Annotated in this window: 31 protein-coding genes and 1 tRNA gene; 6 read left to right on the top strand and 26 right to left on the bottom strand. The window is 58.2% G+C overall.

Translation table 11 applies throughout. The annotated features are described in order from the left end of the window. The first annotated feature begins 4 nt into the window (after window positions 1–4). Together ABHV46_RS10720 and ABHV46_RS10725 are read left to right on the top strand one after the other, a co-directional pair. Window positions 5–81, top strand: a tRNA-Pro gene (locus ABHV46_RS10720). Between the two features lie 443 nt (window positions 82–524). Then, window positions 525–770, top strand: a complete 246-nt coding sequence (locus tag ABHV46_RS10725) for a KTSC domain-containing protein (RefSeq protein WP_438381445.1) — start codon at window positions 525–527, stop codon at window positions 768–770. 271 nt (window positions 771–1,041) lie between these two features. Here ABHV46_RS10725 and ABHV46_RS10730 read toward each other — a convergent pair whose 3' ends face one another. From ABHV46_RS10730 to ABHV46_RS10835, 22 genes are all read right to left on the bottom strand, one after another. Continuing rightward, window positions 1,042–1,230 carry a hypothetical protein gene (locus tag ABHV46_RS10730; RefSeq protein ID WP_438381446.1) on the bottom strand — a complete coding sequence of 63 codons (189 nt, stop codon included), beginning with the start codon at window positions 1,228–1,230 and terminating at the stop codon, window positions 1,042–1,044. Further along, the gene (locus ABHV46_RS10735; protein WP_438381447.1) at window positions 1,227–1,559 is read right to left on the bottom strand and encodes a hypothetical protein; all 333 of its coding nucleotides are present in this window, start codon (window positions 1,557–1,559) and stop codon (window positions 1,227–1,229) included. The genes ABHV46_RS10730 and ABHV46_RS10735 overlap by 4 nt, the downstream gene beginning before the upstream one ends. After that, window positions 1,552–1,761: a hypothetical protein gene (locus ABHV46_RS10740; RefSeq protein WP_336947210.1), complete on the bottom strand. Its 210-nt coding sequence runs from the start codon at window positions 1,759–1,761 to the stop codon at window positions 1,552–1,554. The genes ABHV46_RS10735 and ABHV46_RS10740 overlap by 8 nt, the downstream gene beginning before the upstream one ends. Before the next feature lie 87 nt (window positions 1,762–1,848). Beyond that, window positions 1,849–2,079: a hypothetical protein gene (locus ABHV46_RS10745; protein ID WP_438381448.1), complete on the bottom strand. Its 231-nt coding sequence runs from the start codon at window positions 2,077–2,079 to the stop codon at window positions 1,849–1,851. A gap of 13 nt (window positions 2,080–2,092) precedes the next feature. Beyond that, on the bottom strand, window positions 2,093–3,571 hold the full coding sequence (locus ABHV46_RS10750) for a hypothetical protein (protein WP_438381449.1): 1,479 nt from the start codon (window positions 3,569–3,571) through the stop codon (window positions 2,093–2,095). Next, window positions 3,568–4,065, bottom strand: coding sequence for a lysozyme (locus ABHV46_RS10755; RefSeq protein ID WP_438381450.1), 498 nt, complete (start codon window positions 4,063–4,065; stop codon window positions 3,568–3,570). Before ABHV46_RS10755 ends, ABHV46_RS10750 begins: the two co-directional genes overlap by 4 nt. Continuing rightward, window positions 4,062–4,379 (bottom strand): hypothetical protein, encoded by a 318-nt coding sequence (locus ABHV46_RS10760; RefSeq protein WP_438381451.1) that lies wholly within the window; start codon window positions 4,377–4,379, stop codon window positions 4,062–4,064. The genes ABHV46_RS10755 and ABHV46_RS10760 overlap by 4 nt, the downstream gene beginning before the upstream one ends. A 64-nt stretch (window positions 4,380–4,443) precedes the next feature. Next, window positions 4,444–5,442, bottom strand: coding sequence for a hypothetical protein (locus tag ABHV46_RS10765; protein ID WP_438381452.1), 999 nt, complete (start codon window positions 5,440–5,442; stop codon window positions 4,444–4,446). Beyond that, on the bottom strand, window positions 5,439–5,954 hold the full coding sequence (locus ABHV46_RS10770; RefSeq protein WP_438381453.1) for a hypothetical protein: 516 nt from the start codon (window positions 5,952–5,954) through the stop codon (window positions 5,439–5,441). The genes ABHV46_RS10765 and ABHV46_RS10770 overlap by 4 nt, the downstream gene beginning before the upstream one ends. Window positions 5,955–5,957: 3 nt before the next feature. Next, window positions 5,958–6,197, bottom strand: coding sequence for a hypothetical protein (locus tag ABHV46_RS10775; RefSeq protein WP_438381454.1), 240 nt, complete (start codon window positions 6,195–6,197; stop codon window positions 5,958–5,960). Beyond that, window positions 6,197–7,291 (bottom strand): hypothetical protein, encoded by a 1,095-nt coding sequence (locus ABHV46_RS10780; RefSeq protein WP_438381455.1) that lies wholly within the window; start codon window positions 7,289–7,291, stop codon window positions 6,197–6,199. Before ABHV46_RS10780 ends, ABHV46_RS10775 begins: the two co-directional genes overlap by 1 nt. A 7-nt stretch (window positions 7,292–7,298) precedes the next feature. Continuing rightward, window positions 7,299–7,916, bottom strand: coding sequence for a DUF2612 domain-containing protein (locus ABHV46_RS10785; protein ID WP_438381456.1), 618 nt, complete (start codon window positions 7,914–7,916; stop codon window positions 7,299–7,301). A 4-nt stretch (window positions 7,917–7,920) separates the two neighbouring features. After that, window positions 7,921–9,147 carry a baseplate J/gp47 family protein gene (locus tag ABHV46_RS10790; protein WP_438381457.1) on the bottom strand — a complete coding sequence of 409 codons (1,227 nt, stop codon included), beginning with the start codon at window positions 9,145–9,147 and terminating at the stop codon, window positions 7,921–7,923. Continuing rightward, window positions 9,134–9,487 (bottom strand): hypothetical protein, encoded by a 354-nt coding sequence (locus tag ABHV46_RS10795; protein ID WP_438381458.1) that lies wholly within the window; start codon window positions 9,485–9,487, stop codon window positions 9,134–9,136. Before ABHV46_RS10795 ends, ABHV46_RS10790 begins: the two co-directional genes overlap by 14 nt. Before the next feature lie 84 nt (window positions 9,488–9,571). After that, window positions 9,572–10,210 carry a Gp138 family membrane-puncturing spike protein gene (locus ABHV46_RS10800; RefSeq protein ID WP_438381459.1) on the bottom strand — a complete coding sequence of 213 codons (639 nt, stop codon included), beginning with the start codon at window positions 10,208–10,210 and terminating at the stop codon, window positions 9,572–9,574. Further along, a complete protein-coding gene (locus ABHV46_RS10805) occupies window positions 10,203–11,240 on the bottom strand; it encodes a baseplate hub protein (RefSeq protein WP_438381460.1) in 1,038 nt (345 codons plus the stop codon). Before ABHV46_RS10805 ends, ABHV46_RS10800 begins: the two co-directional genes overlap by 8 nt. Continuing rightward, window positions 11,237–11,530, bottom strand: a complete 294-nt coding sequence (locus tag ABHV46_RS10810; protein WP_438381461.1) for a phage baseplate plug family protein — start codon at window positions 11,528–11,530, stop codon at window positions 11,237–11,239. Before ABHV46_RS10810 ends, ABHV46_RS10805 begins: the two co-directional genes overlap by 4 nt. Continuing rightward, window positions 11,527–12,261, bottom strand: coding sequence for a hypothetical protein (locus ABHV46_RS10815; protein ID WP_438381462.1), 735 nt, complete (start codon window positions 12,259–12,261; stop codon window positions 11,527–11,529). Before ABHV46_RS10815 ends, ABHV46_RS10810 begins: the two co-directional genes overlap by 4 nt. After that, complete coding sequence (locus ABHV46_RS10820; protein ID WP_438381463.1) at window positions 12,261–14,294, bottom strand: phage tail tip lysozyme; 2,034 nt, start codon at window positions 14,292–14,294, stop codon at window positions 12,261–12,263. Before ABHV46_RS10820 ends, ABHV46_RS10815 begins: the two co-directional genes overlap by 1 nt. 104 nt (window positions 14,295–14,398) lie before the next feature. Beyond that, a complete protein-coding gene (locus ABHV46_RS10825) occupies window positions 14,399–14,806 on the bottom strand; it encodes a hypothetical protein (RefSeq protein ID WP_438381464.1) in 408 nt (135 codons plus the stop codon). Next, window positions 14,803–15,675 (bottom strand): BRO family protein, encoded by an 873-nt coding sequence (locus ABHV46_RS10830; protein ID WP_438381465.1) that lies wholly within the window; start codon window positions 15,673–15,675, stop codon window positions 14,803–14,805. The genes ABHV46_RS10825 and ABHV46_RS10830 overlap by 4 nt, the downstream gene beginning before the upstream one ends. Before the next feature lie 19 nt (window positions 15,676–15,694). Further along, entirely contained in the window at window positions 15,695–15,880 is a 186-nt protein-coding gene (locus tag ABHV46_RS10835; RefSeq protein WP_438381466.1) for a FitA-like ribbon-helix-helix domain-containing protein, read from the bottom strand. Between the two features lie 92 nt (window positions 15,881–15,972). Here ABHV46_RS10835 and ABHV46_RS10840 point away from each other — a divergent pair, with 92 nt between their 5' ends. The 4 genes from ABHV46_RS10840 (at window position 15,973) to ABHV46_RS10855 (ending at window position 18,544) form a co-directional block, all read left to right on the top strand. After that, the gene (locus tag ABHV46_RS10840) at window positions 15,973–16,407 is read left to right on the top strand and encodes an Arc family DNA-binding protein (RefSeq protein WP_438381467.1); all 435 of its coding nucleotides are present in this window, start codon (window positions 15,973–15,975) and stop codon (window positions 16,405–16,407) included. Between the two features lie 103 nt (window positions 16,408–16,510). Beyond that, window positions 16,511–17,479 carry a hypothetical protein gene (locus ABHV46_RS10845; RefSeq protein WP_438381468.1) on the top strand — a complete coding sequence of 323 codons (969 nt, stop codon included), beginning with the start codon at window positions 16,511–16,513 and terminating at the stop codon, window positions 17,477–17,479. Window positions 17,480–17,489: 10 nt separating this feature from the next. Next, a complete protein-coding gene (locus tag ABHV46_RS10850) occupies window positions 17,490–17,981 on the top strand; it encodes a hypothetical protein (RefSeq protein WP_438381469.1) in 492 nt (163 codons plus the stop codon). A gap of 56 nt (window positions 17,982–18,037) precedes the next feature. Next, window positions 18,038–18,544 (top strand): hypothetical protein, encoded by a 507-nt coding sequence (locus ABHV46_RS10855; protein ID WP_438381470.1) that lies wholly within the window; start codon window positions 18,038–18,040, stop codon window positions 18,542–18,544. A 43-nt stretch (window positions 18,545–18,587) separates the two neighbouring features. Here ABHV46_RS10855 and ABHV46_RS10860 read toward each other — a convergent pair whose 3' ends face one another. The 4 genes from ABHV46_RS10860 to ABHV46_RS10875 are packed head-to-tail and all read right to left on the bottom strand — an operon-like array spanning window position 18,588 to window position 20,774. Continuing rightward, window positions 18,588–18,719, bottom strand: coding sequence for a hypothetical protein (locus ABHV46_RS10860; RefSeq protein WP_438381471.1), 132 nt, complete (start codon window positions 18,717–18,719; stop codon window positions 18,588–18,590). A gap of 2 nt (window positions 18,720–18,721) precedes the next feature. Next, complete coding sequence (locus ABHV46_RS10865) at window positions 18,722–19,135, bottom strand: phage tail assembly chaperone (RefSeq protein WP_438381472.1); 414 nt, start codon at window positions 19,133–19,135, stop codon at window positions 18,722–18,724. Between the two features lie 53 nt (window positions 19,136–19,188). After that, window positions 19,189–19,620: a phage tail fiber protein gene (locus tag ABHV46_RS10870; protein WP_438381473.1), complete on the bottom strand. Its 432-nt coding sequence runs from the start codon at window positions 19,618–19,620 to the stop codon at window positions 19,189–19,191. Continuing rightward, entirely contained in the window at window positions 19,620–20,774 is a 1,155-nt protein-coding gene (locus ABHV46_RS10875; RefSeq protein ID WP_438381474.1) for a DUF3383 family protein, read from the bottom strand. The genes ABHV46_RS10870 and ABHV46_RS10875 overlap by 1 nt, the downstream gene beginning before the upstream one ends. Window position 20,775: the final 1 nt, after the last annotated feature.

The following is a 20,775-nucleotide window of genomic DNA, read 5'->3' on the forward strand; positions in this document are numbered from 1 at the left end:
GGTTCGGAGTGTAGCTCAGCCTGGTAGAGCACTGTGTTCGGGACGCAGGGGCCGGAGGTTCGAATCCTCTCACTCCGACCAGCCGATTCAATGGTTTAACACCATTTGACACAGTGGCTCGGGTGTTCAGGCGAACACACTCAGCCAGTTTCTCCCAAAATTACCTTGTACTGCCCGGCCAGATCGTGCGAATCTGCGCTAACCCATTCGATGGGTGTTCTCATGGGCGGTTCAGTCGCTCGTGAGATTGAAAAGGACAGGGGGCGAATCCCGGCTTTTCTTTATCGGTGTTGATAGGCAGGGGCGGCTTTCGGGCCGCCCTTTGCTGTTTCAGCGTGGGCGTGAAGACCACTGTCTGTTGTGGTATCCTGACGTGGATACGAAAAAGGGCGGGATTCGGCCCCCGCCCTTGATCAACCACCGAGCACCAGAACTGCCGGGTGGCAATGCCAATTGTCTAGCACGCGGGCTTCTGCCTGTACAAGCGGTATCGGTCAAGGCGGTTTTCTTTTAAGGAAAAGAAGATGCCGCTATTCCCGGAATCAAGCGCAATTGCCTACGCGGATTATGATGCCTTTAACCACATATTGAACATCAAATTCCGTCATGGAATCAAGACATACAGCTATGTTGGTGTGCCGCACCAAGTGTATGACGCTGATCACGGCTGGCCCCGGCCTGTCGCACACAGTCTTACCGTTGATGGTGATCTGAACGCGCTCACTAGGGTCGGCAGCGATGAACGTTTCGACGCCAAGGCGGCTGGATAGCTCGTTCTGGATCTGGCTTGTGTAAAAGCCTTCGAGGCCGATGCCTGATGATCCTTGCTGCTTGTTGTCCATATGATTCCTTCCTCTCTCCCCCGCATCACGAACCAGACGGCCAGTGATAGCGGGAGGATAATCACGCAAACGACGGCTCATCGTTATTTTAACGTTACACGAATCCAAAGCCCGCGCTATGAACGTCGAGCGCGATGCATAAGCGTAACGGCGGCTCAGCTTGCAATCGGTGCTTTTCAGGGCTGAGCTGCCGACACTCTTATGAAGCCTGTATAGCAGCATCCGTAGCCTGCGCCTGATTCAGCGCGGCGGCGATCTGCTCAGTCGTCGGGCCGGTGCCGGACTTGCTGGCGGCGATAGCGTCCTCGATCACCTGGATGATGTTCGGCACTTCCTCGACAGCGGCAACGACGCCCTGCACAATTGCGGCAATGAGTGCTGCGTTCATTTCACGGTCTCCTTGGCGATCTGGGCCTGAAGCGCGGCAACTGCGGCGGTTGCGGCTGATACCTCAAGCGCAGTGAGGGGGTTGGAGGACTGAAGATCGGCCCCTAGCGGCGTGATGACCTTCATCGCGTCGGCACTGGCCGTCTTGATTTCCGCCTTGATCGTCGGATCTGCGCTCGGCTGCTGGGCATAGGCGAGGGCGAGCGGGGCCGTGGCGTTGTACGCCTGGATGGTGGCGTAACCGGCCTTGCGAAGGTTGGTCTGGCTGGCATCGCAGGCCGTGAGCCCGACGAGGCAGAAGGCGGCGAACAGGATGCAGAGTTTACGCATTGGCGGGGGCCTCCTTCACTACCTGAGTGTCGAGTGCTTTTTGTAGCGCGATCGCATTGGCTACGAGGCCAGAGACTGCCGCCTTGGCGCCAGCAATATCGCAGTTCGGCTCATACTTGGTGAGCAGAGTGCCCACGAGTTCAGGAACGATATTCGCGCCGATGCCCTCGATCACGCTGAGGGTGCTGTCAGTGTCTGCCATGATGGCCTCCGATGAGTGAGCGACCGAATCAGGCCGCTGCTGTAAGAGAGAAATGACTGATCCCGGCCCGACTGCCGGTGTCGTCAGTCAGGGTTTCGCGTCGTCAGCATTTGCGGCGTGCTTGCCGTTCATGCCGATCGCATTGACGAGAGTGTAAAGCGGGAGCCACTTTGATCCGTCCGCAGGCTTCGGCCAGTAGCGGGCAATCACCGCCGCCAGGGCGATGAGAAAAGTCCCAATCGTCGTAATGTCGCCCACATAGGCGGCAGGGACGAACGGGAGGATCTGGGCAAAGAGCGTCTGCCAGTCGATGTTCATGTTTTTCTCCTGATCACTGCACGTCGATGCTTGACGCCGTGTAGGTCGTATTGCTGGCGCTTTGCGTGCCCGACGCCTGCTGGCCAAAATTCGCGGCATTGCCGGACATTTTCGAGACCGTGCCGTACATGACGACGCTGCCCTGATGCAGGGCCTGGATGCCGTAGCTCGTGTTGTTTGTGATAGTGGCGCCGCTGCCTTCGATGCGACCGCCATCCGACATGATGCCGACCGCATTGGCGTTGAGAGTCATCCCATCAACAGACGCATAGCTATAGTTCTGGGCAGACACGCCGTTGGTGTATTTCGTGGCGGACGAGCCGGTTAGCTCGAGTACTCCGCCTTCCCAAACTGCGAAACCGTTGCCCGCATTATTGAGGCCGCCAGTGAGCGATACATTGTGAGCCCATCCGGCGCCGTTGGAGAGCGCCAGAATGCCATTTACAAGAGCTTTGCTGGCCGTCGAGCCGTCGATGTAGAGCGATCCGCCCCGTTCAGCGATGAAATTGGACCCCAGAACTGCCGTGCTGGGCGTCGTGTAATCAGAAGCGTCTGTTGCAGTGCAGGGAGTGCAGACGATGACGCCGCCACCTCTTGCCATGGCATTGGCGTCGCCGGATTTGATTATGGATACGCCGCCAGAGGGGGCATCGATACCAGCATTGTTGTCCGCCACCAGGCCATAATAGAAGTTCGATACGATCAGGTGAGAGCCAAGATTTATGGCAGAGCCCGCGCCATAGGCCTGGATAGCCGCGCCATAGCTTTGCGCGTTCCATATATTGCGGCCGGAGCTGTCGACGGAGGCTAGGGCGCCCGTTCCGTCTGCGGGTGTGGTGATCGTCATTCCGTCAATCAGCCCGAAGCGCCCGCCGTTATAGGCCGAGAATCCACCAAGGTTCGTGCCTTTGGTGTTCGTGAAGTTCAGGACGACATTGGCGGGATTTGTCGTATCGCCGATCACCTGCACGAACCTGCCGTATGGATCATTCGTGAAGACCTGGTTTGTCTCATTGTAGGTGCCGTCCGACACCATGACCTGAATCACGCCCGTGGTTGTGAAACGGTGCGCCATAGCAATGGCCGCAGGAACGGCGTCCGATACTCTTGTGTAGTCGCACCCCGAGCCACAAACAGAGACGGTATTGCTGTAGGTGTTCAGAAACCCAAGTTGCGACAGGTCGGCCCTGAGCGAGGCGGTAAGATTCGCCGTCGCCCGATCGACGTATAACGTATTGGCGATGGAAGCTCCCCGGTCCAAAGCGGGGGCCGTGACCGTCTGCGTCCCGCCTTGGATTTGCAGTCCTTGCGCCTGGCCGTTGACCGCATCCACCTTTGTGCCAATTGCTGAGGCCACAGTAGGTGATGATACGATGTCGGCGGGGTTGCCGGTCTGCTGGTACGATTTCCAGTCGGGGACGTAATTTATTGCTGCGGCGGTGCTAGCCGCGGCTACTACAGATAATAACGTTGTCTTTGGGACCGTGCTCATGAGTCGGGTGCCTGTCGATAGAGGGTGATGTTCCGTCCGAGAAACACGTCGCTTTCCATCTTGCGGCGGCGCTGGAGGCCGCGCAGGACGACAAGTTTCCCGTTCACGGTGGCCTTGTCCCAGACGAGAAACTGCTGCGCAGCGGCATTGTAGAGGTGCTGGTTCAAGCGACGGATCAGCGTCGAGCCTTGCGCAGCAGTGCTGCCAACATTGAACTGCCAGGAGAGCAGAGCACCCTCCTGATAATCCGTCAGCGGGGCGGTCACGAAGGACCGCAGCTTTTCTTGCAGCGTCATGACGGTCTGCCGCAGAAGGGTGAGCGCCTGATCCTTGGTGATCGGCTTGGTGGTCGCAGTCACCGGAGAACCATCCGCGAGAAAGCGGTTGCCGTATCCGATCGTCCAGTAATTGGCGGGGCACAGGTAAGGCTTAAGGCTCAACCCCTCGAAGTCATCCCGTGAGATGAGGGAGATCGCGATATCGATGCCGGTCATAGATGCCCCCCCAAAGCTGCATGGATGGCTTGGTAGAGCGCGTATGAGATGCCCGCGCCGACCGCTAGCCCCTCCGCAAACCGGCGACTGAATGAGCGCAAGCTCTGCACGTCTGAACGGAGATCTCTGAACCCCTCAACAATCAGCGTCTTGAGCTGCTTGAGTTCGGTGGCGTGCTCAAGATGCTGCGCTTCTGACCTGTCATGCCGGGCGTCAGATTTATCCTGACGTACGCCTATCCGAGCGAAGTACTCGCGCGTGATCTCTTTCTCGCGCTCGAATTCCGATCTCGGGACGAATTCATCGGCGCTCATGTCGCCTCCAATAAAAAAGCCGCCCGGTAAGGGGCGGCTGGGCTGTTGCGGAAGTGATATGACGTCACCGGGTCAGCGTTTCGTACTGGATCGACGCACGCCATTTCCACGACCCCGAGCCTGAGCCCTTGGTGGTGATCACAACGCATTTGGTCGATGTATCTACAGTTGGTACCACCGACCACGGGTTGGGCGATCCAAAGACGGGGTAAAACGATGCACTCGTACCTTGCAGGGCAGGCGTTCCCGAACTCGCCGTAAATAGCGCAATGCCTGGATAGACCTGCATCACAGCATCTGTGCCGTTCGTCGAGGCGCCAATCACGTTGATTACGGCTTTGGTGATGCCTCCGCTCGGCACCTGTAGGCAATTCGTGCCGTTTACCGCGCCAGACCCGTCAGTCGTCAGAACAGTCGAGGCGCCCGACGCACTCGATCCCACCAGCCCCTGAAAGGTCATGACGCCATTCAGCGCGCCGGTCGTATTCCCCCCGCTGAGCGGAAGATAGCTCAGTACGGCATCGTCTTTGCTCAGCGCGCTCGATTGCAGCGAGACAATCGCACCGGCATTGGCCTGCTCAGCCGCTTCGGCCCGGTTTGTCTCAGTTTGCACCGCTGAAGATACAGAGCCGGGCGTGGCATAGCGGGCATCTGACTGCGCCTCAGTGAGATACTCGCTGAGGGTCCGCGACAGCCCGCTTTGCGTGACGCTTACTGACTGGAGCGCAGCAAGGTCATCCGCGTTTGCCTTTTCGGCGGCCTGAGCACGCACCGTCTCAGTTTGCACCGCTGCGGCGACAGAGCTGGGGGTCGCATAGGTCGAGGCGGCTGATGAGATCGTCAGATAATCAGCGAGCGCGCTCTGCATCTGAGCAGGTGTCACAGCCGCTGAAATGCCTGCCAGCATGGCCGCGAACGTTACGGCGCCGGTACCGTCTGCATTGCGAGCGGTGCCGATCGGCGTATCGAGGGGGAGACCGTTCGGAGGCACGAACTGCGCCGCCGATGTCTGCCCCCATGCCGCCGAGGGAAGCAGCGCGGCAAGGATCAACGCACGTTTCATGATGCCGGGGCCTTGTAGGTCGGGATGTTGGCATTGTTCCACCAGCCCCCAGAGGCGGGCGGCTGGGTGGGAAGGGATGAGAGCCATGCTGACATCGTGGCGCTGTTGACGGCGCTGATATCCACGCCCGGCGCAGGGGGCGGCGAGGCGGCAATAAGCGCGGGTGTTGCGCTAACCGATATCGTAACGACGACCTGATAGCTGGCCCCTGTGCTGCCGAGTGCACAAACGGAAACCGGAACGCTCCCGGCCTGAGACCATGAAAGCCAGGCCGTGACGATTGTCCCGCTGAGATAGGTCCACGCCTGCGACCCAGCGCCGCCCGTATCGAAGGCGAATGCCTCGATCGTCTCGCCTGGAGACAGCAAAGACGAGAAATCGACGCTGTAGTCGGCACCGCCGTTGAGATTGCTGTCAGGCCATGCAAACAAAGGTTGCAGGGCCATGCCGCGCAGTTGTGCGGTCGCGCACCCGCCAGGGCGCACGATCCGCGCTGATGGGCGCCATGTCATGATTTACTCCGCTGTTTTGCTTGTCGTGTTGCTGTAGATGCTGCCGATCGGATAGTGGCGATCAGGGTCGGGAATAGCGGCGCTGCCCTTGGGCGGCGCCCATCCGGCGTTGCCGTCCCACACGATATTGTTCCAGACATATCCGGCAGGGCGATGCTCAGTCGAGCTTGTCCCGTCCGGGGTGTAGACAGTCTGGTCGGTCGCTGCTGTGTAGTAAACGGCCCAAGTCGTGACTTCTGACATCAGGTGTACTCCGTTATTTCGACAACACCCTGGGCGCCATTGCCCGCCGTCGCCGTGCCGGCACCACTCGATGCGCCACCGCCGCTCGCAGCGCCGTAGCCAATGGCGGGCTGGCACACGATTGACGGGCCGCCGGTCGAGCCGTTTCCGCCACCGACCCCCATCTGCGACGCAGGACCAACAGGCGGAAGGAGGGCTCCTGCTGCGACAAAAGGACTCATGCCGTTCTGTCCAGGTAGTGCGATAATGCCCGTGAGCCCGGGTGTCTGGTTGACCACGGGTGTCCCACCGGAAGACTGGTTGGCAAACCCGGTTTGCCCGGACGCAACCGATCCGGTACTCGCGCCGCCGCCACCGCCGTTGCAGATGACGAGGTTGGCGCTTGCGGTGCCGAACGATGTTGCCCCGCCTGGAGCCCCAGTTCCTGTCGTCCCAACGCCGCCCATACCGATATTGACGGTGAAAGGTCCCGGTAACACTCCAAGATCGATCAGGAATTCGACATACGCCCCACCTGCTCCAGCACCGCCGCAATTGGCAGCGTTGGAGCCAGTCGGATTGGCAGCGGCTCCGGCGCCGCTCCCGCCTGCGCCAATTACACGAACCAGGATCTTTTTTGCCGTAGCCGAAGGTGTGTACGTTCCGCTGGAGGTAAGCAGGAATTTCTGGATAAACCTACCGCTGAAGGTCGATGCAAGCGTTACCCACGAAGCTCCGGACACACCTGGTGTCGTCAGGTTGTCGTCAGCAGTCGAGATCCAGAACGCTCCGAGAGTCGTTGCATCGGCCACTCTCGCCCCCAGAGGATACCCGCCAATCTCCTGCGCATAGACTTGCGAATAGGGAGGGATTACTCCCGCCTCGTAATTCCGCGCCGAGGTGGAGCACATGCGAAACCCGCCGTTCACATCGGCACCGAACGGATAGGATCCGCCTGCTTCAGGGGGCGTCATCGTGCTGGGCGGGAAACCTAGATCGAGACTGGCGCGGCCTGTCGCGGTGGTGCTCGACGGGACGGGAAACTGCATGTACTGCGCGTCTGCAGACGCGCCCCAAGGCTCGGGGAACATTGCGGCGAAATCTGTTTTTTTCATCGTCTACTCACGAGATGTCGCCACCGAAATCGTTATCTACGACTGCGGCTGGGAAAAACGCATACTGGTATTGGACACCGGCAGGGCATGGCAGCACGCCGGATCTGTATATGATCGCCAGGTCTACGGGCGTCGGCGCGAACCCGAATGAATAGGTCAGCGTCATGTCGAGATTATCAGCGACGTAGCAACGCCCTTTGTCTCCGAAGAGGGTCATGACTATCGCGTTCAGGGAGACGATCGAGCCGTCTGTAATATTGGCAGCGGCCTTTGCGAAGATCAGGCGACGATAGGCGTCGTCGGTAAGGGCATAATTCGAGGTTGCCGCCTGACCATTGAACCAGACGCCAGTCCCAAAATTACGAACGGCGTCGGACGTTCCTGAACTGCTGGCTTCCTGAAAACCAATATATCCCGGCGATGCGAGCTGCAGAACGCGGCTTACACCGACGATACGCCCCCAGACATCAAGGCCCCAGCCCGTCGCAGTTAGTGGGTTCCAGACCTGATCATACCAGAGATCGAAAAAGTCCTCAGGATCGACCGCCTGAGCGAACGACTGGATGATTGTGCAAAGGCGCGGCGAGTTGGAATACTGCGAAAGGATCGTGTCATAAATATCCATCGCATCACACCAGCGTCAGAGAGATGTTCCCAGCCGCCATGGTCGGCACCTGTGCCATTGTCATCGTCACAAAGCTCTGCCCGGCAGGCGCGCTGGTGCCGATCTCAAGCGAGACGATGCGGACCCATGACCCGAGGGCAGAGATCGCGCAGCCGAACTGGCTGGCAAAGATCGAACTGGCGATCGTTGGGCGCAGGCCGGAACTACCACCAGACGCGAATTGTGCCAGAACCGCCGCTTGGATATCGGCTAGAGCGGTTGACGGCACATCAGAGCCGGTCTTGAGCGTGACGGCCAAGTAGATCGGAGTGGCGTCGGCAACGTCGAAATTGACAGTGTAGAGCGGGCCGTTGCCGTTATATGCAGGCGCCGGGTCGCGGACCTGAACACTGGTCCCGCCAGCCAGACCGCATCCTGGCCCCTTCTTCTGAATGATTGCAAGGCCGATCGCAGACGGATCGCCGCCCGCAACGCAGCAATAGAGACTGTTGGCTGGCACTGAGACACCATTATACGTCACGGCCTCGTTCGTGCCATTGCTGTAGGTGTAAGCGTCCGTCACGCCGCTGAGCTTAAGCAGATTACCAAGGACCGAGGCCGTCTGCCCGTTCGAGTTTCCCGCTACCGAATTGTTCCGCCGCTCTTCAAAAGCGATACGCCCTTCGGCGGCGCTGCCCAGAATGCCAGGTGCAGCATTAGAGACCGAGGCAACACCTGCGGTATATTGATAGAGTGACAAGGCTCCAGCCGAGCAGGCAAGGGCGCCGGTTTGGGTGTTCGCCACCGTGGCCGAGGCAATCCCGCCAGCGGGGATCGTCACATCTGCTGTCAGGGCATATTGATAGACGCCATCCGTTGCGATGACGCTGCCTGAGGAGACCACCTGCCCAGCCGTGCCGGTGATGGATACTGCAACGGTTGTGGCCGTCGCCGGGACGCGGGTCATGAAATAGATATTGCCGATCGCGTCCTGCATCCGGCCAGAGGCAATCTTTGGATCTACACCGTTCGCTACGGCAAGGATGGCATCGTAGCAGTTCCCGATCGCTGCCGCCTCTGACGTGGCGATCTGACCTTGCGGTGTCGAGAGGTCCTGATTGACGTTACCGCCCATTGCGGCGCTGATATCGGTCAGCGCGCCATCCAGAACATCCAGTTCATCAGGCGCGACAACACCCGCACTCGTTATCGTGAGCGCCGGAATCGAGGTGCTGCCGCTAGAACTGGACATCGAGCGTTTCGCCTGTGGTCAGGGTGATTTGCATGATACCGGACAAGCGCCGGTCGCCGCCCAGCTTGGAGACGACACAAGAGGCGTTCTGCACCGAGGGCACATCGCGTGCGACGGCTTCGGCCAGGCGCTGGAAAATCGGCACCGACTGCGGCTTACCTAAGATCTGAGCCTGATACGGTATGCCTTTTGACGTGTCGTAATAGCACTCGCTCTGGAACACGCGGATCGCGGTCGAGACATCCTGCAGCACTGAATAAGGCTCGGAGCAGATCGCGATATTTCCCGATCGATCAAGCACGAGATCCCATCCCGTGCGGTCGAGCAGGAGGGATTTCATCAGAGATTTCCTAAGGCGTGGCCGTATTATCGGCAGACTATCGGTTTATGGCACGCTGTTTGGTCAAAGTACAGCAAAACAGGGTCACTGCGGCTTCCCGGTCGAGCCGCTGCCTGTCTGCACGCCTGAGTGCGTGTGGCTATCGAGCGAGATGCCGTTGCCGGTCACGTCTCCGGTGGCCGTGATGGGCCCGTCAACCTTGAGCCCGCAGGCGATCTCAGCGGCGTTCGCTTCTATGCGAACAGTGCCCGGTGATACGATGCGGATGCCGTCACCATTCATGATGATGAACTGGTTGGGCGCACCGTTGAGGAAACCGCCCACATAGACGCAGTCGCTCATGGAGTGCATCCGAAACGAGCCCGGCGCCGAGGGCTGGCGGGACGTGATGACGTTCTGAATATCGCGGCCAGACACCATAACGAAGCCGATATCTCCCACTATCGGGTCGATGATCAGCGCCGAAGTGCCGCCCTGCACGCGCAGGTAGGGCACGCCCGTTATGACGCCGTGGGGGTACGTCTTGCCCTGGCCGTCCTGCTGGTGGACCATGGGCTGCACATCCACCTGACCCACCAGAGACACGCCGCCACCGTGGACGGCTTTGACCTGGACGAGGACGGGAGTGCCCATGGCGGCTATGGCTCGGTCAACGGCTGCGTCAATTGCGCTGCCGTTGGTAAGGCCCGCAAAGCTACTCTGCGGCGAAACATGATCAGCCATTGTAGGAGATGCTCCCTGCGTAATCGGTTCTCATCGCTTCGACGCGCGTGAACCATCGGCCATTGGGGATTTCGCTATCGAGTTCGTGCGTAACCATTTGCGCAACCCAGGTGCCGTTAACGGGCATAGGGGCCACCTGTCCGGCCTGATTGTTCACCCAAGCAGCAGGCAGATACGCGCTGTCGATTGCGAACGTGTTCATAAATTGCAGCCGGTGGTCGAACAGCGTGACAAGAGAAACGCCGTAATTGCTGTATGCCGGATAACCGATCATGCCAGTCTTGGCGCTGACCTTGGGTATTGTCTTGCTCTGCAAGTCCTTGAGATTATTCGACCAGATGGTGACCTGATAAGGGCTGGCTTGGCCCGTAGTGCCAAGCATGGGGATCGCATAGATGAATTTGTAGGTCTTTTTCAGGGCCTCGATCTGGTCGGTCATGGAACCGTGCAGGTAGGTCGGCCCCTTCGCCTTTGCGCTGACACCGTAATTGACGAACGAATATCCGGCGTCTGAAGCGATTTGAGAGATCATCCCGGCCACGCTCGCCCCGGCAGGGAAGGAATGCGGGTCGATTACATTCATGTTCGGACCAACAACATCATAGGAGACGATGTTGAAGGCGGGCTCTGGAGCAGTGGCAAAGTCGGCGAAGGCGGAAGAAATGACGCCGTTGAAGATTGTTGTCATCCCCGCCTCATCGTCGCCAGCCTCGATCATGATACTGTTGAGCGTGGTGCGCGTTAGGTCGCTCGCAAAGCCAGGGATGCGGGATGGCATGAGGGACATACGGTTCATCAGCGGTAGGGGCAGATTGTAGATGCGGACATTTGCTGCCGATCCCATGCGTAGCCCGGCGTTGGTCACGTCAACCTGGCACCGATAGCCGGTAAGCTTTTCCTGATCTACCACGCCGCCCGCAGCCTGTCCGCCCGAGCGTATCGTGAATGTGATGTCGATTTTCTTCTTGGTGAAGCTGCGAGGGAGGCTGCCGCCGTAGCTCGTGTAGGCGCTGAGAGACCCTGACATCATGCCCCCGAGTAAAAAAGGAACCAGCGCGTTCCGAAGCCTGAGTAGTCAGGATCGTCGGACCCTTGCAGGTCAATGAAAGCAAAATCGCCGGGAAGGCCGAGATAAGCAGCCCGTACGATGTAAGTGTCAGTCAGCGCCAAGGCGCCAGCCACCACCTGTACGTCATTCAACCAGACGTTGAGATAAACTCCGGTGCGGCGCTGCTGTACGTCCAAGCGGACGTTCTGGCCATCCAACACGATGTTTAGCGTTTGATAGGGGGTAGCTGTCAGGGGAATGATGCCGGTCATAGGCCTGATATCCGATCCATGATCCCGGCGAGATCTGGCGCGCCGCTTGGGAGAGACTGAAGCTGCACCTGCCCTGATTGGACCGGCACTGCTGCCGAGACTGATTGCGCGGAGGTGTTTTTATACCCTTGCGTTGCGCCACTTCGGATTTCCTGAAGCATGACCTCGGCTACGGGCATTGTAATGCCGTCGCGTTCCGTGCGCCGAAAGCGATAGCCGACGATATTCGCGCTCATGTAGCTGCGCTCGGGCATATGGATTTCGTACAGGTTCGTATCAGCAACAATCTGTTCGAGCGTGTCGAAAAAGCCCTTCCTGACGAAAGCTGGCCCCGACCCGGTAATGGCGCCCAAAACTTGTGTGAGCCCCGCCGAAAGTGTGGTTCCACTCTCACTCCCATCGCAAACAAGAAGAATGCGCGAGACGTATGGCATCTTGACCTTATTATATGACACAAAGCCGCCGTTTTCGATCGGCCCGTTCGGCACCTGATAGACGACCTCGTGTTCGATGCCGAGAACGTGCGCGCTTGTCAGGATTTGGGTTCCGTTGAGGAAGACACCCCACTGTGCTGCAGCGCTCGTAATTTGCCAGTTGGCAACTTCCTGCCCGAGAAGGTTGGAAACGGACGCAGAGATGCCATTGCCGATAGACTGACCCAGCAGGGCAGGGACACCAGCCATGACCGGCACGTCCCAAACAGAAGGGAGTGGGATTACAGGGAAAGACATCACTGAACTCCCGGCGCGTTTACCAATGCCAATTGCTGCCTCAGTCCGTCATGGAAATCGCGTGCGATACCATTGGCGTCTGTTGCATTGGTCGGAATGATCACGTCGCCATGAAGATTGACGTTGTGCGTGGTGTTGTTCGCGGTGTTCGAGACAGAGCCGGGGCTATCGCCCGCCGTGACTGACGCCGCCATTCTTGCGGTAGGATTGGAGCCGATAGCTTTCGAAGCCTGCGCCATCTGGTCTTTTAACGCAGTGTGCGTGTCGATCAGCCGCTTGATAGCCTCGTCCTGTTCGGACTTCGGAGCTGAGTACCTGAGAACAGTCGAATTTCTGGAAGATGCGTTCGTTTCCCGCGTTCCAACGACTTGCGACCCTTGTGCGAGCGCAACGCTGTTTGGGTCTATCTGTAGTCCGGCAAGATTTTCTGGCAGAGCATCGCGGGCTTTAAGGGCCAGTCGCAGACGTGAAGCGTCTTCGGTGCCGTCAGCATCCTTAGGTCTCTCAAAATCGCTCCTAAAGACGTGGCTCGCCTGTTCAACCGTGATATTGGGATCACGCAGGGCTGCCCCAGCCCGCTTTGCTCCAGCATCTTCGCCTAGTTGTGTCTCGAGAATGAGGGCACGCACCTGATCTTTGAAGCTGGCTGTTCGGACATCAATCCCAAACCGATTCAGAATGTCCCTGACTCGCGCCTTGTGCCATTGTCCGATCCCGAATGCTTGAGGCCCGAATAACCCGGCATCGCCCCGCGCAAGAGGATTAAAACCGCTCTCCTTATGGATGCTTCCGATTACGCCTAATGCCGCGTTCCTCGAAAATTTTGCATTAAGAAGTGCCTGATAGAGGTATCTCCGGCGCTCATCTGCTAGCGCTGGAGCATCGTTTTTAGCTTGCAGGATCTCGGCATCTGCCGCCTGTGATCCTTTGATCCCATAATATATTCCAGCCGCACCGGCTGCAGCGGGAAGGGCCGCAAACCCTGCCGCAGAAATGGCGCCTTCTCCGGCCAACGCAGCTACCCCAGGATCGCCAAGTGCGGCGATACCTTCTGCTGTCGCGCCTAAGCCCCTGCCAGCAAGGGTTGCGCCTTTGCCCGTTATGCCCAAGAGCCGCTTGACGATACCGAGACCAGCCATGCCGGCAAGAATGGCTCCGAGGCCGCCGAAGGATTTCGTCAGTTCGTCAACTGATAATTTGACGATCCCGAGCGCGCCCGCGACATCTGGGTGTTCTTTTTCAAGGGTGATCAACTGCTTGATCGCACCATCGAGTGCGGGGTTCAGTTTGCTGGTAAATGAGGTGGTGAGGTTCTCTGACTGCTGTTGGAGGATGATCAAGTCCTGATTCAGTTGCTGAGCCTGTTCGGTCATCTCCTTGGTCGGGGCAATCATGCCATGAACGGAGCTTTGCAAGCTTTTGAACTTGTCAGGGTCCATCAGCCCCTGATTGATCATCCCTTCGCCGAAGTTCACATCGCGCATGTAGGCAATGGCAAGCTGCCGGTCGAGGTGTTGGTCGCGTATGCCCTTGTTTACGCGAGCGACGATGTCTTCTCGAATATTCCCTGCCGCATCTTTGAAATCCGGGACGCCGAGCTTGTTGAAGGCAAAGGCCACTTTGCCCCACTCCTGAGGGTCAGTCAGCCTCTGCTGAAGGGTGCCGAACGCTTGCGTAACCTCGCCGAACGATCCGCCAGCCGCCTTGGCCGCTGTTTCGAGCCGGTTCAGCCCAGCCGGGTCCATATTGAGCCGCTGCGACATATAATCGAGTTGCGCGTTCGCCTTGGTCGTGTCGCCGATGAACGCCTTCAGACTTTTCCCAGCCGTGAACACGGCGAACATAGCCAGCGCCTCGCGCCGGACCCCGGAGAAGAACGACGCAGCCTTGACCCCATCGCGCTCCATGCCCGACCCGGTGGCCTGAGCCTGCTTCTCGACCTCGCGCAACTGTTCGACCGATTTGCGCGCCTCGCCTGAGAACCCCTTCGTGTCCATCCCAAGCTGAATGACGAGGCGATCGATGATGGACATTTTCGGGGCTCCAAAACGAAAAAAGCCCCCAGGGCGAACCATGGGGGCGTCAGTCTGGCATCAGACCAGATCACAGTAGGGAGTTTGGTCAAGCTGGGCAAGAATTACGCGAGGGCAGTGCGCTTCCTCTGTACCGGCGTCAACGTTTCTCGCCCCATGAGCGCCGCCTCCTTGTGAACGGCGACCGAGGCGACCACGAAACCACGGCAGCACGTCGCAAACGCGTCTATCTCGATCTCCTGTGGACGCGCGGTCGGCTTCAGCGATCGCGTTCTCGGGTCAATGTCGCGTTCTGGCCAGAGAAGCCTCAGTCGCCCGCCGCAGTTCTGCACCTGATAGACCTGCTCTGTGCCGCCCGCCGATACGACATAGAGCCCTTCTTCGACGAATCCCGCTACGTCCTGCCAGATCACATAGTCACCCCGGCGCAGCGTCGGGAATAGCCCCATGTGATCGATCCGCTTGACGTGATTGTTCGAACCCGCCGCGCCTGCAAGTGTCAGCGCACTCATGACGCTGCCTCCTTCGGGCGGGAGAAAGGGACGGGGGCACTCTTGCCGGATTGGACGATCCTAACCGTGGGCTGCGAGGCGTTCTTTTTCCCCGCGATGATCTCAGCCAGTCTGTTCAGACCTTTCTGAGTAATCCTGAACTCTTCTTTCACCATCTCTTCCCCGGTGTGCGGGTGAGAATAGGTCTTGCGTACAAACCGGACGTACCCCTTCTGCAACCCGTAGTGCGCTGGTTTGCGTTTTTTGCCTTCAACGCAAGACCAACCGTGCGCGTCGATATAATCGCACACCCAAGTCTGTCCGACCTTCAGTTCCCGTCCGGCGTCACGCACACCAAGTTCGCCAGGAAGTTCGGCGAAGTGATCATGGGCGGCCGCCTTTGGTGCGAGTTCTGCATTGACGCTCTCGAGAGCGATCATCTTCTCGGTGTAACCAAGGAGGGCCGCTCGCATCGCTGCCGGGTCATTGAGGAAAGCCATTGGGTCGGTGGCTTCGGTCCCAGCCCTATAGCTGCCAGTCTTGCGGATGGCGGGGAGAATCTCGCCTACCACTGTCTCTTCGAAGGCTTCGGCGGTTGGCAAGTTTGAGCGCATCACAAGGCGATAGACATCCCGCTCAGGGATGATGTTCATGCCACGCGGTCCGCATGGAATTCCCAAAAGCGCCAATTCGCCGCTTTTGAGCAATTTCAATGACTTGCAATGAGCAGACACAGCGTCCTTAGGTGATGCATACCCAAGAGCGGCTGCAACCTCATTACCGACGAAATAAGGCTCGCCAGCGTATTCGAAGCCACGGACCTCATGGTCTTCGAATGCGAAAGATACGATTGCATTTGAGCATGGTATTGCTTGTGTGTTATTCGTCACTTTCGTGTTCCTTCGTGGTTCACTCGGAGACGGAAGAGGGCTTGCTGCCAGGCTGTGCCTCTTCCGTCTTTTTTGTTTTGAGAACGTCCCGCAAAATTGCGGTGATCTCTTTATTAGATGATCTGTCGTTCATCACTGCCCGAACCTTCAGAGCTCGCAACAGCGCACGATCAACGCGGATTGTAAGGGATGCTGTGTCCGTCATTGTCTCCTCTAATGAAGTCACTACGACTTCTTATAGTGAAGTCATAGTGAAGTCAACTAGAAAGCAAATGCATAATGAGTTACAGATAAGCTATGGCAGATGACGCGCGATCAACCTTCACACTAAGAGCCAGCCGAGAGCTGCTTGACCGGCTGAAGTCCGAGGCAGACGCACACTCGCACTCCGTGAATGCCGAGATCATTCAGAGGCTGGAAACGTCTTTTGACGATGCACTCTTACCCACTCCACGCCCGGAGCAATTCCGGCATACATTTTGGGAGATTCAGGCGCTTGACGACGCCATAAAAAGCGCTTTGTCGGTTTTGAACGAAGTGGAGACCGAATACTCAACTCCGGGATGGTGCCTAGAAAACAGAACGCAGGCATCCGATGATTTTAGAGAGTCAGTGCATACGAAACTTTCAGACTTGAGAAGTCTGCGAAGAGGGAAGCAGGATTATTTTATGAAGATCGGTGGCCCATATATTCCCGAGCCAGCGATGCACAGGAAAGAGCGTCAGTCATGATCTCTCTCCCCATTTGAATAGGGGGAGGCGTAGCCGTCGATTACGTTGACGAGTAAATCACGCAGCCATAAGTTGGGCCTCACTAGCCAAGGGCGTTCATGGAATGAAAAAAGCGAATCTCGTTACAGCGGCTTTTTGCGCCGTGTCTCTGGCCGGGTGCGCTGCTGACGGTTCCGGCAGCCATGCCCTGGGAGACTCTTTCGGGTACTCATTCCACCCTGACATTGCCTCTTGGCAGAGTAATTTCCCCTTCCATGAAGCCGAGGCATATCACTCGCACGGCGTCTCATATAATGAAGCGGAAGAGTGGAAAGAGGCGAATATTCCGTATGAGCAGGCCATCAAATGGCACTCTATTGGCTTCTCGCCGGATGATGCCAAATTGGCACTTGGCTCAGGCGTCACAAGTGCCGACGATGTGGCCCCGTGGTACTATCAGCTTGCACCCATGTCCTCGCAAAGTAAGCCAACGCCAACGCAACTTGTGTCCTATGCGTCGAATGCTGGCACGTCATACACTCCGGCTGACGTAGCGGCTGTCCTGCAGAACACCTCCGCACCAATCGGCAACATCAATGAGGTAATCAGCCTCGCTCGCCAGGTGCATACTGGGACGCCCGTTTCTCAGTTGTCGTCGCAGTTGACGGCCATGCGCAACGAGGCGGCCAAACAGCAGATGGCAGCCGATGCGCAGGCACAAGCCCAGCAAAAGCAAGAGCGCGTTGACCGCTATGGCGCCGCAACCCTCGCTGCGTGTCACGATGACATACAGGGGGCGAACTTCGCCATGGGGTCTGAAAACCCTTATGCAACACGCGGGAAATGTGTCACGGCCTTACTGAGCGCCTCACCTTGGGGCAAAGTGCAGTGGCTCACTGAGCGTTCATTACTGCTGATAGATGGCTTGCCCTACGGACAATACACGTACTCAGTAATCATCACTGATCCGAATGGGCCTCTGCGTCTCAATGCTCAAGCAGTGCTTATGGGCACCGAGCCAACAACCTACACCTCTGTCCTAGGCGCGCAGACGGTCGCCCCGACCTTCGTGGTGGTGAAGTATCTGAATTGAGGAGACAGTTATGGTTGATTGGATGGATCGGGGGCTGCAGAAAAAGCTTCTGAATTTGATGGCCAAATACTACCCGGACCCTATGTTTCTAAGGGAGGATTGCATTGGGCCAGAAGAAAAGCGGTTGATAATCCAGAACTTAAGATATCTTCACGATGTGGGGCTTTGTAAATTGAATCGTCCTGAATCTATCTCCGACGATACCATGATAGTCCAGTTGCGCCCGACAATTACTTCTTCAGGCATTGACCTTTTGCAAGATGACGGTGGCCTGAGCGCAATCCTCAATGTGGTCACGGTGCGGTTCGAGGCGGACACGCTGCGTGGACTCATAGCCGCCAAGATCGACGCAAGTTCCGAGCCTGAGGAAAAGAAGGCCGAAGCGAAGAAGCGACTGTTGGGTCTGAAAGAAGAAGGGCTGAAGGCCGCTGTGGGTAAGGTAGTTGAGCTTGGCCTTGGCAATATCCCAACCGCCGCGTCCTGGTTTCTCTCCATCACCTGAATCCGTTGACGGGACTCCGCTAAAACATTTCTAGTCTGCTAAAAGCGGAGACGATAATGGGCGCCCTGACAGACTGGATAACGGCAATTTCAACGGCAGCGACTACTATTGGAGGCGCGGCGATCTTTTGGCGCGCGAGAAATGAGCCGCTACCTTTGATCGAGCCGGATGCCTACCGATTCCAGAGCACAGAAATCCAAAATCTAATACGTGTCACTCTGAGAGTGACCAATAAACTTCCTGAGAAGTTGCAAGTGCGAAACTTGAAGCTCAAGCACCCGCGCCGCGCACTGCTTCACGCCGCAACGCATCGGGTAACCTTTGATGGGTTGGGGCGCGAATTACCTGTTTCTGTGCCCGTCGATTTTATAGATTACGAATATAGTATTCCGAAGTGTACCCGCGAGGGCGCTATCCCCGAGTGCGAACAATGCGTGATTTTTTATGTTTCAGACGCAGAGGGGGAGGCACCCGAGATAGTGGTATCGTTTCTATTGTCTTCAAGTGCTCTAACTATAAAGAACAGGCGTTTGACGGTAAGGGCCAAAGTCCAGACGCTGTAACACAATACAACCGATTGCACTGCTATCATCACGGGTAACATCTTCATCTTCCATTATAATCCCGCACCATCCCAATCTCCATGAGGTCAAGCATGTCCTCGGTGTCGTAGATGGTGCTGAGTTCGTGCAGCGTGGCGAGGCCCGACCCGACCACATAGGCGATCGGGCGGGACACGTTTACGCAGCGGGCCTGGGTTCGTCGCTTGCCGCCTGCGGTGCCAGCATCTGCACGAGCGGGGAAATGAGGTACGCGGCGGCTTTGAAAAAACCCAGGTGCATCCGAAACGCCTCCGCTTGCAGGCGGGGCAGCGTCTCCGGGTCGTCGAGATCGGCATCAATGATCTGCCCACGCGAGGCCGGGTTTGCCGGGTCGCGCTGGATCTTCACCGTGGCCATTAGGGAATCAAGCGCCTTGTCGGCAGCTTCGTCCTCAAGCTGGCCGAACAGAGACTGAGCCATGCCCCCCAGCCCTGACAGGCCGATCTCCATCGCGTCCGGGGGCAGGGCCATTCCAGCGCGCGTCAGCGCCTTGACCAGATGCCGCGCCCATTTGTCGGCCTGCATGGCGGGCATACGGGTGATCACGAACACCTTGCCTGCGTCCTCGCCGTCAGGGATCGTGTAGGTCGTTTCTCGCAAAGCCATCACATACCAACGGGATAGACCCGCTCCCAACGAATGGTGAACTGACGTTCCTCAAGCATACGCCCAGCACTTGGCAGGGGAGAGGCCGAGACGAGGTATCCGGTCACGAGCGTATATTTGCGCCCAAGGCCAGGAAGCGTGATTTCACCGCCGAGGATATACGGGGTACGCGCGCCGGCCATGGCAGTCGAAAGCCCCTCGAACATGATCGCGCTGTCGGAATTCGGCTGAATGCCCAGCGTCATATCAACCGGGTTCGGCACCCAGCCAGCGTTGAGCTTGCCGTCGATCGACATGCGGGTTTCGACCTGCTCGATCGCGGCGGCTTCCCACGCACGATCTGCCGACCAGTTTTCGAGGCGAACCGGCGCGTTGAACAGCGTCTGCACCGTGAGCATGAAGATGGCGTCAGCCGAAGTGATAAAGGACATCAGATGACCTCACGGGACAGAAGGGTGATCATTTGGACGGACTGGCCATCCGCATAGGCGAACTTGGACGCCGGGATGGTGCGGGCTGCCCGGTTGGCGGACGTGGCCGTAGAAGCGCCGGGCTGCTCGTAATAGCCCTGGTTCACGATCGCATCGGCTGCGCCATCCACGCCGAAGAAGCGATTGATGGCGAGCTTCTGGCTGTCGCTGATTGCAACTCCGGTCTGGATTGCGCCGTAGCTGAGGGCCTGACTGATGACCGACTTGCGACCAGCCGAAATGATGGCATCGCCCTGCGTATTGAACGGCACGTTGCCGAAATTCGTCAGGGTCGAGGCGTCCGCATACTGGAGCAAGGCATTGATCCAGATCTGGTTGATGTAGCTGTCCGCCCAGAGGAAGGGGCCGGACACGCTGCCGTTATAGACCCAGTTGAACGAGCCTGCGCGCCCGCTGAACTGGCCGTACCAGTTGTAGCCATTGGCCAGCAGGGTAGCCGCCGTTGCTGCGCTGTAGGTGGCAGGCGTGACCTGGCCGTTCGAGGTAAAGGCGAGGTTCTGGCGACCGTTCACCTGATCGAAGTTCAGGGCAGCCATCCAGCCCAGGAAAGCGCCCGCCGCAGCTGGGTCCATGTAAACGGGAGAAGTGCCGGTGACGTCCTGCGCGACCAGCCACGCACCAAAACTCGCCGTGCTGCCCTGCGTCGTTGCCGTCGCATCCGTATCCCAGGGAACGTACCAGTATTTCGCATTCTGCGCTCCGGTCCATGTGGCGAAACCCTGCTTCTCGGTCAGGGAAGGTTCGAACGCCGTGCTGAAGCCGGTCCACTGAAGCGAGGCGGCGGCCATCTTGTCCATGAAGGTGGCCGGCGTATCGGTGCCATCCACGAAGCCCGCGAAATACAGCGTGGCGGGAAGCTGGAAGGCGTTGTCGTAGCCAGTGAAGTAGGCCGCCGCCATCTTGTATTCGTTCGTGCCGGTGCCGAACGCCACACCTACGTCAGCAAGCGTTGTGAATGCCTTGACGGTGCCGTCAGGAACAGCCGTGACGTTCGTCGTCAGGATCAGGCCATTGAGGAAATCGAGGGTGCCGTTCGCCGGGATTGTGCCCGGCACGACCGACACGACGAGGGAGATAGGTGTTCCGACCGCCACG

The organism is Asaia sp. BMEF1 (assembly GCF_051628905.1).
Classification (GTDB): domain Bacteria; phylum Pseudomonadota; class Alphaproteobacteria; order Acetobacterales; family Acetobacteraceae; genus Asaia.

Bases quoted from the DNA above. Each gene is read 5' to 3' on its own strand.
- ABHV46_RS10840 (WP_438381467.1), top strand. From the start codon at position 15,973: ATGGCAGATGACGCGCGATCAACCTTCACACTAAGAGCCAGCCGAGAG.
- ABHV46_RS10835 (WP_438381466.1), bottom strand. From the start codon at position 15,880: ATGACGGACACAGCATCCCTTACAATCCGCGTTGATCGTGCGCTGTTG.
- ABHV46_RS10745 (WP_438381448.1), bottom strand. From the start codon at position 2,079: ATGAACATCGACTGGCAGACGCTCTTTGCCCAGATCCTCCCGTTCGTC.
- ABHV46_RS10810 (WP_438381461.1), bottom strand. From the start codon at position 11,530: ATGACCGGCATCATTCCCCTGACAGCTACCCCCTATCAAACGCTAAAC.
- ABHV46_RS10765 (WP_438381452.1), bottom strand. From the start codon at position 5,442: ATGAAACGTGCGTTGATCCTTGCCGCGCTGCTTCCCTCGGCGGCATGG.
- ABHV46_RS10780 (WP_438381455.1), bottom strand. From the start codon at position 7,291: ATGAAAAAAACAGATTTCGCCGCAATGTTCCCCGAGCCTTGGGGCGCG.
- ABHV46_RS10755 (WP_438381450.1), bottom strand. From the start codon at position 4,065: ATGACCGGCATCGATATCGCGATCTCCCTCATCTCACGGGATGACTTC.
- ABHV46_RS10790 (WP_438381457.1), bottom strand. From the start codon at position 9,147: ATGTCCAGTTCTAGCGGCAGCACCTCGATTCCGGCGCTCACGATAACG.
- ABHV46_RS10730 (WP_438381446.1), bottom strand. From the start codon at position 1,230: ATGAACGCAGCACTCATTGCCGCAATTGTGCAGGGCGTCGTTGCCGCT.
- ABHV46_RS10775 (WP_438381454.1), bottom strand. From the start codon at position 6,197: ATGTCAGAAGTCACGACTTGGGCCGTTTACTACACAGCAGCGACCGAC.
- ABHV46_RS10760 (WP_438381451.1), bottom strand. From the start codon at position 4,379: ATGAGCGCCGATGAATTCGTCCCGAGATCGGAATTCGAGCGCGAGAAA.
- ABHV46_RS10795 (WP_438381458.1), bottom strand. From the start codon at position 9,487: ATGAAATCCCTCCTGCTCGACCGCACGGGATGGGATCTCGTGCTTGAT.
- ABHV46_RS10725 (WP_438381445.1), top strand. From the start codon at position 525: ATGCCGCTATTCCCGGAATCAAGCGCAATTGCCTACGCGGATTATGAT.
- ABHV46_RS10815 (WP_438381462.1), bottom strand. From the start codon at position 12,261: ATGTCTTTCCCTGTAATCCCACTCCCTTCTGTTTGGGACGTGCCGGTC.
- ABHV46_RS10805 (WP_438381460.1), bottom strand. From the start codon at position 11,240: ATGATGTCAGGGTCTCTCAGCGCCTACACGAGCTACGGCGGCAGCCTC.
- ABHV46_RS10825 (WP_438381464.1), bottom strand. From the start codon at position 14,806: ATGAGTGCGCTGACACTTGCAGGCGCGGCGGGTTCGAACAATCACGTC.
- ABHV46_RS10770 (WP_438381453.1), bottom strand. From the start codon at position 5,954: ATGACATGGCGCCCATCAGCGCGGATCGTGCGCCCTGGCGGGTGCGCG.
- ABHV46_RS10740 (WP_336947210.1), bottom strand. From the start codon at position 1,761: ATGGCAGACACTGACAGCACCCTCAGCGTGATCGAGGGCATCGGCGCG.
- ABHV46_RS10850 (WP_438381469.1), top strand. From the start codon at position 17,490: ATGGTTGATTGGATGGATCGGGGGCTGCAGAAAAAGCTTCTGAATTTG.
- ABHV46_RS10735 (WP_438381447.1), bottom strand. From the start codon at position 1,559: ATGCGTAAACTCTGCATCCTGTTCGCCGCCTTCTGCCTCGTCGGGCTC.
- ABHV46_RS10845 (WP_438381468.1), top strand. From the start codon at position 16,511: ATGAAAAAAGCGAATCTCGTTACAGCGGCTTTTTGCGCCGTGTCTCTG.
- ABHV46_RS10800 (WP_438381459.1), bottom strand. From the start codon at position 10,210: ATGGCTGATCATGTTTCGCCGCAGAGTAGCTTTGCGGGCCTTACCAAC.
- ABHV46_RS10820 (WP_438381463.1), bottom strand. From the start codon at position 14,294: ATGTCCATCATCGATCGCCTCGTCATTCAGCTTGGGATGGACACGAAG.
- ABHV46_RS10785 (WP_438381456.1), bottom strand. From the start codon at position 7,916: ATGGATATTTATGACACGATCCTTTCGCAGTATTCCAACTCGCCGCGC.
- ABHV46_RS10750 (WP_438381449.1), bottom strand. From the start codon at position 3,571: ATGAGCACGGTCCCAAAGACAACGTTATTATCTGTAGTAGCCGCGGCT.
- ABHV46_RS10870 (WP_438381473.1), bottom strand. From the start codon at position 19,620: ATGTCCTTTATCACTTCGGCTGACGCCATCTTCATGCTCACGGTGCAG.
- ABHV46_RS10855 (WP_438381470.1), top strand. From the start codon at position 18,038: ATGGGCGCCCTGACAGACTGGATAACGGCAATTTCAACGGCAGCGACT.